General features: G+C 63.7%; 11 protein-coding genes. 6 read left to right on the top strand and 5 right to left on the bottom strand.

Features of this window, described 5'->3' with window-relative positions; translation table 11 throughout:
* Positions 1–76 precede the first annotated feature (76 nt).
* From K6I40_RS15605 to K6I40_RS15615, 3 genes are all read left to right on the top strand, one after another.
* Positions 77–1,456, top strand: a complete 1,380-nt coding sequence (locus K6I40_RS15605) for a tRNA pseudouridine(54/55) synthase Pus10 (protein ID WP_222919936.1) — start codon at positions 77–79, stop codon at positions 1,454–1,456.
* Positions 1,457–1,504: 48 nt separating this feature from the next.
* The gene (rnhB, locus tag K6I40_RS15610; protein ID WP_222919937.1) at positions 1,505–2,176 is read left to right on the top strand and encodes a ribonuclease HII; all 672 of its coding nucleotides are present in this window, start codon (positions 1,505–1,507) and stop codon (positions 2,174–2,176) included.
* Positions 2,177–2,280: 104 nt separating this feature from the next.
* Positions 2,281–2,886, top strand: coding sequence for a TRIC cation channel family protein (locus K6I40_RS15615; protein WP_222920384.1), 606 nt, complete (start codon positions 2,281–2,283; stop codon positions 2,884–2,886).
* Positions 2,887–2,921: 35 nt separating this feature from the next.
* On the opposite strand, the gene K6I40_RS15620 is transcribed toward K6I40_RS15615, so the two are convergent.
* The 3 genes from K6I40_RS15620 to lonB are packed head-to-tail and all read right to left on the bottom strand — an operon-like array spanning position 2,922 to position 6,521.
* A complete protein-coding gene (locus K6I40_RS15620) occupies positions 2,922–3,266 on the bottom strand; it encodes a hypothetical protein (protein ID WP_222919938.1) in 345 nt (114 codons plus the stop codon).
* A 24-nt stretch (positions 3,267–3,290) separates the two neighbouring features.
* Positions 3,291–4,361, bottom strand: a complete 1,071-nt coding sequence (locus K6I40_RS15625; RefSeq protein ID WP_222919939.1) for a CPBP family intramembrane glutamic endopeptidase — start codon at positions 4,359–4,361, stop codon at positions 3,291–3,293.
* Entirely contained in the window at positions 4,362–6,521 is a 2,160-nt protein-coding gene (gene lonB, locus K6I40_RS15630) for an ATP-dependent protease LonB (RefSeq protein WP_222919940.1), read from the bottom strand. It lies immediately after the preceding gene.
* A gap of 288 nt (positions 6,522–6,809) precedes the next feature.
* Here lonB and K6I40_RS15635 point away from each other — a divergent pair, with 288 nt between their 5' ends.
* Both K6I40_RS15635 and K6I40_RS15640 read left to right on the top strand, forming a co-directional pair.
* Entirely contained in the window at positions 6,810–7,328 is a 519-nt protein-coding gene (locus K6I40_RS15635; protein WP_222919941.1) for a nicotinamide-nucleotide adenylyltransferase, read from the top strand.
* Positions 7,329–7,586: 258 nt separating this feature from the next.
* On the top strand, positions 7,587–8,417 hold the full coding sequence (locus K6I40_RS15640) for an SAM-dependent chlorinase/fluorinase (RefSeq protein ID WP_222919942.1): 831 nt from the start codon (positions 7,587–7,589) through the stop codon (positions 8,415–8,417).
* Positions 8,418–8,463: 46 nt separating this feature from the next.
* Here K6I40_RS15640 and K6I40_RS15645 read toward each other — a convergent pair whose 3' ends face one another.
* Together K6I40_RS15645 and thsA are read right to left on the bottom strand one after the other, a co-directional pair.
* Positions 8,464–8,835, bottom strand: a complete 372-nt coding sequence (locus K6I40_RS15645; protein ID WP_222919943.1) for a HalOD1 output domain-containing protein — start codon at positions 8,833–8,835, stop codon at positions 8,464–8,466.
* Between the two features lie 123 nt (positions 8,836–8,958).
* Positions 8,959–10,503: a thermosome subunit alpha gene (gene thsA / locus K6I40_RS15650; RefSeq protein WP_222920385.1), complete on the bottom strand. Its 1,545-nt coding sequence runs from the start codon at positions 10,501–10,503 to the stop codon at positions 8,959–8,961.
* A 187-nt stretch (positions 10,504–10,690) separates the two neighbouring features.
* On the opposite strand from thsA, the gene K6I40_RS15655 reads away from it, so the two are divergent.
* Positions 10,691–11,524 (top strand): amidohydrolase family protein, encoded by an 834-nt coding sequence (locus tag K6I40_RS15655; RefSeq protein WP_222919944.1) that lies wholly within the window; start codon positions 10,691–10,693, stop codon positions 11,522–11,524.
* The last annotated feature ends 508 nt before the right edge of the window (positions 11,525–12,032 follow it).

The raw sequence follows: 12,032 nt of genomic DNA on the forward strand, positions 1-12,032 counted from the left end.
AGCGGGCGCGTTTGAGCACGATCGATCGTCCCCGCGAAGGGAAACGTGTTACCCGCGGCTCCCCGATGCTCGAGACATGATCACGGAAGACGCCCGCGCGTTGCTGGCGACCGGAGCTGTCTGTGACTCCTGTCTGGGGCGGCCCTTCGCCGAGCGGAGCTTCGGGCTGACCAACGCCGAACGTGGCCGAGCGCTGCGGACGACGGTCGCGCTGGCCGACGATGAGGACTTTGAGTCCACCGACCCCGCGGACTGCTGGGTCTGTGAGGGGTACTGCGGCACATTCGATACCATCGCCGAGACGATCGTCGATGCCCTCGAGGGCGTCGACTTCGCCACCTACCAGGTCGGAAGCCGCGTCCCGCCGCTGGTCGAGGAGAACGAACGACTGCTCCGAGAGGACGCGGATCTCGAACCGGATGTCGGCGAATCGATGAAGCGCGAGGTCAACCGCGAAGTGGGACGGCGCGTCGGCGCGATGACCGAAACCGAGGTCGACTTCGACCGACCCGACGTGCTTGCTGTCGTCGATCTCAAGGGGTTCGACCCACTCGAGACCCTCGAGTCGGGCAGCGTCACGGGCCACGCGGTCGACGTCCAGATCAACCCCGCGTTCGTCTACGGCCGCTACCGCAAGCTTGAGCGCGACATCCCCCAGACGGAGTGGCCCTGCCGGGAATGTGGCGGCAGCGGGATCCAGCTGGGCGACGACGGCGAGGAGCCCTGTGACTACTGCGGCGGCTCCGGCTATCTGTACGACACCAGCGTCGAACAGGTCGTCCGCCCGCACGTCGTCGAGGCCATGGACGGCGACGAGGGCACCTTCCACGGCGCGGGCCGCGAGGACGTCGATGCCCGCATGCTCGAGGGCGGGCGGCCGTTCGTCCTCGAAGTGAAACGACCCCGTATGCGCGACCCCGACCCCGAAACGCTCGAGATGGAGATCAACGAGGCCGCCGAGGGCTCCGTCGAGGTCGACAGTCTCCGTCTGGCAACCTACGAGATGGTCGAGCGCGTCAAGGAACACGACGCGAGCAAACGGTACCGGGCCGATGTCGAATTCGCGGAGCCGGTCGACGAGGACGCCTTTGAAGCGGCGTTCGCCGAACTCGAGGGGACGACCGTCGACCAGTACACGCCCGAACGGGTCGATCACCGGCGGGCGGGGCTGACCCGCGAGCGGACCGTTTACGGCATCGACGGCGACCTGCACTCACCGACCGAGGCCGAAGTGCGGCTCCACGGCGAAGGCGGGCTCTACGTGAAGGAACTCATCAGCAGCGACGACGGCCGAACCGAGCCGAGCTTGGCGGGCCTGCTCGAGACCGATGCCGAGGTGACGTCGCTGGACGTGACCGCCGTCGAAGGGGAATCTGAGCCGTTCGAACTCGAGGAGTTCTTCCTGGACGAGCCGCGAGCGGCTCGCGACGACGAGGTCGCGGAGACGGCCGACTGATCGAACCGAGTCGCAACGGCTTTCCTCCCGGCATCCGACCCACAGCGTATGCCATTCGGCGTCGACGAGGCCGGCAAGGGGCCCGCACTGGGGTCGATGTTCGCGGCGGCTGTCTATCTCGAGGAACCCGACGAACTCCCCGACGGAATTCGGGATTCGAAGCGGCTCGCGCCGGAGCGTCGCGAAGAACTGGCGGCGATCCTGCAGAGCGACGATCGGGTTGCGGTCGGCATCGCCGAAATTACACCGGCGCGGATCGACGCCCCCGAGACCGACATGAACTCGCTCGCGGTCGCGGCCCACGCCGAGGCGATTGAGGGGGCGGCCGACGACCTCAAGCGTGCTGCTGACACGACCGATTCGCTTTCAGGACTCTGTGACGCCTGCGATACCGACGCCGAGCGCTTCGCTCGGCGGGTTACCGACGCCTGCTCGCTCGAGGCCCTCTCCGTCGACGCACGCCACGGTGCCGACGACGACTCGCCGCTCGTCGGAGCGGCCAGTATCGTTGCCAAGGTCGAACGCGATGCCCACGTCGCCGCCCTCGCCGACGAGTACGGGGAGATCGGTAGCGGCTATCCGGGTGATTCGACTACCCGCGAGTTCCTCGCGTCCTACGTCGACGAACACGGCGATCTCCCACCGTTTGCGCGAGAATCGTGGTCGACCTGTGAAGACGCGCTCGCCGCGGCCGAACAGACCGGGCTCGAGCAATTTTAGCGGTGAGTCGGTTCGATGCGTAGCGCTCAAGGCGCTCGCAGGTCTGGACGAAACCAGTGAAAGAAGGGTTGGCCGTGGCGGCGGTCGTCGATCCGTTCGCCGCGATGAACGCGATTGGACTCGTCGCCTTCGCCCTGGTCGGGGCGACCAAGGCGATCCGCGAGGAGTTCGACCTGTTCGGCGTCACCGTCGTTGGGCTTGTCACGGCGTTCGCCGGCGGAGCGACGCGAGATATCCTCGTCAATCGGGTTCCGTTAGCGCTCCAATCGCCGATCGAGATCGGCCTCGGACTGTTCGGCGTGGCCCTGGCAATCGGAGTGAGCGTCGCCCTCGAATCGGCGGACGACCATCCGATTACGCTGCTTTTCGACGCCGTCGGACTCGCCGCGTTCACCACGGCCGGTGCCATCGTCGCAACCGACGTCGGCGTCTCGGGCTTCGGCGTCGTTACGATCGCAACGATCAATGCGGTCGGTGGCGGGGCGTTCGCGGACATCCTGCTGGACCGATCGCCGTTCATTCTGCTCGAGGACTTCTATGCGAGTTGCACGGTGCTCGGCGGTGGGACGTACTGGGCCGTCGTCCTCCTCGGCGGCTCCGGGAGCGTCGCCGCAGCGGTCTGTGCAGCGGTGACAGTCGGAACGCGCATCGTCGCCGTCACCTACGGCTGGACGCTTCCCCCAGCACAGGTGCTTCGGACGAGCGCGTGATCGACGACCGGTAGCCCATAGGTTGCCATACTCGTTCAGTTCGCACGCCAGACCGCATAGATGTAGCAGCCGACCCCGAGAAAGACCAGCAGTGACGAGAGCCTGTCGACGGCGGCCGATCGCGTGAGGACGGCACCGAAGGTCAACACGCCGCCCGCGACGAGACAGCCCGCGGCCACGGTCAGCGCAGATCGCGGTTCTGACCGCTGCTCATACAGCATCGCTCCCACGGCGATCGCGATGATTCCAAAGCCGAATTCTGTGACAGTCGCCGCAAGTGGATCGTTCGTGATCGTCGCGTAGGCTAACACGGCGAAGTAGCCCAGAATCAGCGCAGTGATCGCTCGAGAGCGGGCCGTCGACCCGGCAGTCATGTCCATACCCCACGCAGCCGCTCCCAACCCTTAGCCTTCGAGGGTTTCCGCCCACTCGAAACCCAGTCCCTCGTGGACGACGAACTCGAGAGCGTTGATGAGGTAGTGAGCGATGACGACGACCAGCAGGCTCCCGGTGACGATGAAGACGGCCGCGAGGATGAATCCGAGGAGGCCGGTGACGACGATACCGACCGAACCCTGCATGCCGTGGCCGAGCGCAAACGCGACGGACGAAACGACCGCGAGCAGCCAGGGCGAGAGCCCGTAACCAGCGGCGGGGACGCCGATCAGCGCAGCCCGGAAGAGGAACTCCTCGAAGAAGGCGATGATCGGGAGGACACCCAGTAACAGGATGAGCCACCCCTCGAGCGAGTCGGGCGATAACAGTTCCCGGAGGTCCTCATCGTGGTCGAACCCGAAGTGGGTCGCGGCCGCTGCGGCGAGTTCGTTCGCGACGTAAAAGGCGACCCCGGCGGCCGTCCCCCAGAGCAGTCCCGTTCGGAAGGACGCGATGGAGAACTCAATTCCGAGCGCCGACGGCGGAATCGCCGTATAGACTGCCGCACCGAGCAACACGAGCGCGAATAAGCCCTGTGAGAAGGCGACGTTCGCGAGGACCATCCCGGTCGACAGCGAGTCCGGATCGACGCCGCGGTCGGTCGGCCGTCGCCGATCGACGCGCTCGCGATCGTCCTCGATGGCCGCGTCGTGCGCTTCGCTCGAGGTCGTGGGTTCGACGCCGCTCCCGTCATCGTCGGCGGTACCTGCAGTGCCCGCGTTTGGCTCCGGGTTAGGGTTCAGCGGATCGTCAGCCGCCCGCGCGTCTCGGAGCGAATCGTGACCCGTCGGTGCGGCAGAGTTGCCGTCTGAATCAGATGCCGGCTCGTGGGTCTGCGGGCTCGAGTCGGACGTCTGGTCGCTGAAGTCGGACGTCTGGTCAGTAGAATCGGCGTTGGCCTGACCGTCGACTGGCCCGCTGGCACCGTCGCTGGTATCGGTTTCACCGTCGGTGAATGCGGATTGCGTCAGATGCGATAAAACGAGCAGTAATACGAGGACGACGCCCGTTATGCCGACGAACGTCGTCCACTGGGGCATTTACTGTGGGCTCGGATTCGAGCCGCCGGCGGAGCCGACAGTGCCCTGGTCGAACGCCGTGCCGGTGATCGACTTGAGGCGGTCGACCAGCGAGTCCTTCTTGGGTTCGCCCATCAGGGCGACGTCCAAGACCTCGCTGATATTCGAGCAGGGGATGATTTCGACCATCTCTTCGTACTCGTCTTCGATCATCACGTCCTGTTCGTTCGCTTCGGGGATGATGACCTTCGTACAGCCGGCCTTCGCGGCGGCTTCGATCTTGTGGGTGACCCCACCGACCGGGAGCACGTCGCCCCGTACTGACAGCGAGCCGGTCATCGCAACCGACTGGTCGACCGGGATGTTCTCGAGGGCACTGATGACGGCGGTCGCCACCGTGATGGAGGCAGAGTCGCCGTCGACGCCCTGTTGACCGGCCTGGACGAACTGGATGTGGATGTCCTTCTCCGAGAGATCCACGTCGGAGAACTTCTTGATGATCGCGGAGACGTTCTGGACTGACTCCTCGGCCATCTCCTTGAGTTGGCCGGTAGCGATCACCTGACCGCCACCCTGCGCGGGCGCAATCTCGGCCATGACGGGGAGCATGATCCCGGAGTCCTCGCCCATGACGGCGAGGCCGTTGACGCGTCCCTCGACACCGCCTTCGTTGACCTGCAGTTCGTAGTCCTTGCGGCGCTCGATGTAGTCGTCGGCGAGTTGCTGTTCGATCGATCGCGAGCGGCGCTTGGCCTGCAAGACGTCGTCGCGGGTAGTGTTCTCGCGGTCCTCGGCGCGAGCGATGTCTCCCGCAACGCGAACCAGCCCACCGAGGCTGCGGAACAGCAGCGTGAGGTGGTTCTTCCGGCCCGAGCGACGTTTCGCCTCGAGGATGACTTCCTCGACGGCGTCGTCGGTGAAGTGTGGCAGGCGGCCGTCGCGTTCGACCTCCTGAGCGATGAAGCGGGCGTACTTGCGCCGCATCTCGGGGGTGTCCTCGATGGTGTCGTCCATGTAGACCTCGTACCCGTAGCCCTTGATCCGGTTGCGGAGCGCGGGGTGCATGTTCTCCATGGCGTCGAGGTTCCCGGCAGCGACCATGATGAAGTCACAGGGGACGGGTTCGGTCTGGACCATCGCGCCCGAGGAGCGCTCGGACTGGCCTGTGATGGAGAACTCGCCTTCCTGAATGGCCGTCATCAGCTTCTGCTGTGTCCGGATGTCGAGCGTGTTGATCTCGTCGACGAACAGCACGCCCTTGTTGGATTTGTGGATCGAACCGGGTTCGACGCGGTCGTGAGACGGCGTCTCCATGCCACCGGACTGGAAGGGGTCGTGGCGAACGTCGCCCAGCAGTGCGCCAGCGTGGGCACCGGTCGCGTCCTCGAAGGGCGCGACGCGCTGATCGCCGTTGTTGACGATCATGTTGGGCACCATCGCATCCGTGCCACGAGAGGTGTAGCGGAAGATCAGCCAGATGATCCCTGCTGCGAGAATGCCGAGCAGGATTTGTCCGCCTACCAGAAGCGCATACCCGATGACGACGGCGATAATGATCCACATCAGAATCGATCGCATCTGGTTGCGCTTGCGGGCTTCTTCCTTGTGGGCGTCGATGATCTGTTCGCCCTTTCCGGCGGGAACGGTTCGGACCTTCGGCTCGTTGCCGTCGTCGGGATTGTGGTAGACTAAAACGTCCTGGAGATCCTCCTTGGGAAGCAGTTGGCTCATCGCCTTCGCCAGCATCGACTTGCCAGTCCCCGGCGAGCCGATCATCATGACGTGCCGTCGCTGCTTCGCCGCCTTGATAATGATATCTCGCGCTTCGTCCTGGCCGATGACCTGATCGACGAGCCGATCGGGGACTTCGATGTCCGCCGTCGAATCAATTTTCAGACCGCCCAGCAGATCATCCTCGGCGATCTCATCGTCGACCTCGACGCCGGGATCGACCTCGACCGTACTGCCGAGGTCCTCGACGGTCTCGATGTCGTCCTCCTCCTCGTCGGATGACGGCTCGAACTCGTCGATTGGATCGTCGACGTCGTTACGACGGTCACCGTCCTCCTCGAGCGGCGACCGGTCTCCCTGACGCTCGGGTTGCTCGGCGGGGTCGTCCCCGTCGGGAGCAGTGTCCGAAGCGTCTTCGGGAGGGTCGTCAACGTTCGTATCGTTACTCATAGAACTCTGTTCGGTACCTGATTCGAAGGGATTGCGACTGATATACTTTCTCCATGCGGAGGATGGTGTCAGTCGCTGATACCGGGTGGAACAGCGGTCGACAGCGGAAATCAGCCGATGGAGACAGTTTCTTTAATCCATATTTACCACTAGCGGAATATATAGTTGCGTGACCAGTCGTGATCGAACAGTGTCAGAGCGAACGGGGAGTTGGTGTCACCGCCGTTCGACCGGTCGGCTTGAGGTAAACTCGCCACGCTTAAGCGCTGTGCCCGAGCAGTGTCCGGCATGACTCGGGGGTTCTACATCGGTCGCTTTCAGCCCTTTCACAACGGCCACCGAAGCATGGTCGAGCAAATCGCCGAGGACGTCGACGAACTCGTCCTCGGGATCGGGAGCGCCGATGACTCACATACCGTCCGCAACCCGTTTACGGCGGGCGAACGAATTATGATGATCACGAAGTCGCTCGTCGACTCCGATCTCGTCACCTACGCCGTTCCGATCGAGGACTTAGAACGGAACTCGGTGTGGGTCAGCCACGTCCAGAGCATGAGTCCCGACTTCGACGTCGCCTACTCGAACAACCCGCTCGTAATCCAGCTCTTTCGCGAGGCTGGCATCGAGATCCGCCAATCGCCGATGTTCAACCGTGAGGTCCTCGAGGGGTCGGAAGTTCGCGAGCGGATGATAACGGGTGGCGACTGGGAATCGCTCGTTCCCGAACCCGTCGTCGAGGTCGTCGAGGAGATCGGCGGCATCGAACGCATTCAGATGGTCAGCGACTCGGATTCGAACGGGGGGTAAGGGGTCGAGTCCTGACGGCCGCCCACACGATACCGAGCCGTCTCGATTCTCGCCGGATGGGCCGTTATGTCTCCTCACATCCGATTGCCCATCTCACGTCTGAGAGCGCATCATGGAAGCATCGTCTACTGTCTGTTGTCTATGACACGGTATTACGAAAGTGAGAGTCGATAGCGTCGCGTATGGGGGCCAGGGCGGCGTCGACCGGTAGCCTCGTGAGACGTATCAACTTTCACCGTTCGTGTCGTACCGCCACACATGATCACGCTTGCGTCCGACTTCGGCACGCCGTATCCGGCGGCCATGAAGGGCGTACTGTTACAGCGGACGGACGCCAGACTGGTTGACGTGGCCCACGATTTCCCGCGGCAGGACGTTCGGACGGCCGCGTTCTGGCTCCGCGAGGTATTGCCGTATTTCCCGCCGGCGACTCACCTCGTCGTAATCGATCCCGGCGTCGGCACCGAGAGAGACGCGCTCGCACTCCGTGCCGGTAATCATGTGCTCGTCGGCCCAGACAACGGTGTCTTGTGCCCCGCGGCGCGGCGACTCGCGGGCGGCGACGGGAGTCGGCTCGAGACATACGTGATCGACGAGGAGGCGATCGGTCCCGTCGAACCGACGACGTCGCCGAATCCGGCCGCTAACCCGAGCGAACGTCGATCACTGCGGAGTAACACCTTCCATGGCCGAGACATCTTTGCCCCCGCCGCTGCCGCCGTCCACGACGCCGATCCCGACGCGCTCGGCTCGCTTGCGTGTCTCGAGCCGGGTGCGGTCGCCGTCGACCTCGAACTTCCTGCAGCCGAACTCGAGGGTGAGCGAGCAGCGGGCGAGGTGCTGGTGGTCGATGGCTTCGGAAACGCAATCACGAATGTCCCCGGGTCGTTTCTCGAGGGCCGGGAGCAAGTGCTGGTAAACAGCGACCAGGCTCCAGTCGGGGAGACGTTCGCGGCCGTTTCCGTAGGAGAACGACTCGCGACCGTCGGGAGCCACGGCTACGTGGAACTCGACGTCAATCGGGGCTGCGGCGACGAGGCCTTCGGCCTCGAGCCCGGCGATCGGGTTGTCCTCGAACCGGCCGAGTAGTCATTACTGTGTGCGGGCGAACCGCGGGGGTGGCACCGAGGCCGCCTCAATCGCCGGCCTGCTCGGCGTGTGTTCGCGTCGGATCGATCACGATCTCACCGTCGGCACGCACTGTAACGGTACACTGTGAGAATGTGAAGGTGATCGATCCGTCACCGACGCGAGGCTCTTCACTGCGCCAGTGAACGAAGAGAGCATTCAACGCGTCCGGTTCGATACACTCCGAGAGGACCTCGAGATCGTCGGGTTCGACACCGAGTACTGACGAGACGGTCATGAGGAGTGCCGTACTCACCGGTTCGTACGTGCCGTCGTCACACCACGTGTGGTAGGTACCACGGCCATCGTCGTAGTAGACCGTTCGACCGTCAGTGGCGGCGATCGGCGTCAGTGTCTCTCGCGGAGCGGTTCCGGACATAATGCCTCTAAATGAGGTGTGTTAACACTTAACACTATTGGCCGATCGATATGACCACCGGTTCGTCGAAATCGCACTCCGCAAAAATGCAGCGGTTCGAAACGAAAGCCGCAAACAGCGACGTTATTCGGCGGCGATGACGTCGTCGATGCGGGCGATCATCGTGGCGGCTTCGGTCGCGCTCTCGACGGCTTCGCGCTTGACGTCGGCAGGGTCGACAACGCCGTAGTCGAAGGGATCGTCGATCGTGACCTCGTCGCCCTTGGTGATCAGGCCGGCTCGGCCCTTGGACTCGTGGGCGGCACGAAGATCCACAAGCACGTCGATGGGGTCGCGGCCGGTGTTGGCCGCAAGCGTTCGGGGGACGATGTCGACCGCGTCGGCGAAGGCCGTCACGGCGAGTTGCTTGCGGCCCTCGATGCCGGCGGCTTCCTCGCGGATCTTGTCCGCGATCGCGATCTCGGTCGCGCCCGCGCCGGGGACGACTTCGCCGGATTCCAGCGCCGTCGCGACGACGTCGAGCGCGTCACCGATGGCGCGCTCGAGTTCGTCGACGATGTGTTCGGTGCCGCCGCGGACGAAGACGGTGACCGTCTCGGCCGCTGCGCCGCCCTCGACGAACGCGAGGTCGTCGTCGCCGTAGGTCTCGGTGTGGATGCGGTCGGCCGAGCCGAAGTCGGACTCCTCGAGATCGTCGAGGTCGCCGACGCGGCGTGCGCCGGTCGCGGAGGCGACCTGTCGGGCGTCGCTGTCGCCGAGGCCCTCGAAGACGAGGACTCCCTCGTTGGCGAGGGCGTTGGCGACGCGGTCGGCGACGTCTTCGGTCGTGAAGACGACGTCAGCACCACTCTCGGCGACGGTCTGAGCGTAGCCCTCGAGTTCGCCTTCCTCGGCGTCGATGGCGGCGTTGAGCTGGTCGATCGAGTCGATGGCGTACTCAGCGTCGACATCGCCGGTTCGGACGCCGAGTTCGACGTCCAGAATGGCGATCGACGCGTCCTCAACCTCGCTCGGCATGCCGTCGTGGGCGGGCTCCTCGTCGACGATGATTCCGGGAACGAGTTCGGTCGCGTTCGAGGACGCACCGATCTGGGTGTGGACGGTGACGTGATCGCGTGCGATGCCCTCGTCAGTATCGACGTGACGGATCGCTTCGACGACCGTCTCGGCCAGCGACTCGGCGGTGAGTCCGCCGGTTCCTTTGCCGGTCATGCACGACTCCGCGACCTGACGCAGGATTTCGTCGTCGATGTCGGCCTCGTTGACCTGCTCGTCGATCGCCTCGAGAGCGATACCGGCGGCCTCGTGATAGCCCTCGACGATGGTCGTCGCGTGGACGTCCTGCTCGATGAGATCCTCGGCCTCGCCCAGCAGGTTGCCGGCGAGTACCGCCGCCGTGGTCGTCCCGTCACCGACTTCCTCTTCCTGAGAGTCGGCGACTTCGACGATCATCTGGGCCGCGGGATGCTCGATGTCCATCTCGTTGAGGATGGTCGCGCCATCGTTGGTGATCACGACGTCCCCGCCGGAGTCGACGAGCATCTTGTCCATACCGCGGGGCCCGAGCGTCGTGCGTACCGACTCGGCCACGGCCTTGCCGGCCATGATGTTGGACGACTGCGCGTCGCGACCCTGCGTTCGCTGACTATCCTCGCTCATAATGAACATGGGCTGCCCACCCATGCGTCGCTGTTGTGCCATCGTTGATCCTCACTAACCATGTCGTCAGCACTTCTATATAATTCTTTCCCTCCAACCGCCTCCCCGTCTTGCGATTGCGCATGTGAACGGCCGCCATGGCTGACAGCGGTGGAGCCGGTAGGGAAATATGGGCCGGCTCGAAACAACGTAGGAGATGCTGGAGCTGGAACACGGGTTCCGCGTCGTCGACGTCTCGACGCGACTACCGCCGACTGACGGCAGTGGGGACCATCAGGTCCGAGCGATGACGGCGGAACGGCTCGAGCGGGAGATGCATCAGGCGGGAATCACGAGATCGATCGTCTTCCCGCCGGCACTGGCGGAGACGAGCTATCTCGCGCCGAACAACGGCGTCGCCAGGCGCAGCGTCGATCGGCCGTTCGTCGCCTTCGCCCGGATTAACGGCACCCAGACGCCGGGCCAGAACACGACGGGGCGGCTCCGCAATGCAGTGAGCAGCCGTGAGGAGCGCCACACCACCCCCGGTGATATCGAGAAGTACGCGTACGACGGCCGCTTTCATGGGTTCGTTCTCGATCCCGCCATCGACGACTATCCCGACGACGACGTCCTCGCGGCCCTCGACGACGTCGGCCTGCCGGTGATCGTTCGCGGCGGCGTCGACGCACCGCCCGCGACGCTCGCGGACGTGCTCCTCGAGCGCTCGTTCCCGGTCGTCGTCGGCCGCTTCGGCGGTCACCCGCTCAATCAATCGTTCATGAACGAGATGATCGACCTGCTCGACGAGTACGACGACTGCTACCTCGAGACGAGTTTCGTCCGGTATCGCGAGCAACTCGAGCGGGCACTCATGGAACACCCCGATCGCGTCTTCTTCGGCAGCGGCGCACCCGCCTGCCATCCGAACGTCGCGGTCATGGAAATCCTGACCCTCGACGTCTCGGAGGACCTGCTTCGACGCTCGTTCTCGAAAAATGCTTGCCGCGTGATCGAGGCGCTCGCGCCCGAGGTCGATCACTGGAACTGAAATCGCATGGACCACGCCGCGGTCGCTAGTTCGTGGGCTGCTTCAGCGATCGTCTCGATCGGGCCGACGTATCGCTGACACCATCATCGGTACCTGCCTCGAGCGCGTCTTGGACGACAACAACCGACAGATTCGGGAGATCGTCAAGAAAACCAGCGAGGATTTAAGAGATATACTGATGGTTTTGAATAATTCAATTATAAAAATATAATAACACAGATGATATATAACATAGATTGTTTCAACATCATTTATTACTCTACTTTAGAATGAAATAGAGATAGCAGTTCCTTTTGTGTCCAGCCGTACCGGTTCACTACGGTTAGTTAAGTGGCTCCCGCCAATCAACAGACAGAACACCCCACATGCTACTGGGGCCCTTCTATTCGGACTCGCCGCCTGGTTTGCGTCTGGGATACGACTCCTAGATTTCGTTACTACTGAGACCGCTCTCAGTTCGCGTGGGCCATTCTCAGAAGCTATTGAGGTAATTGGATACGCCTACTCT

The organism is Natrinema sp. SYSU A 869 (assembly GCF_019879105.1).
In the GTDB taxonomy this organism is placed as follows: Archaea; Halobacteriota; Halobacteria; order Halobacteriales; family Natrialbaceae; genus Natrinema.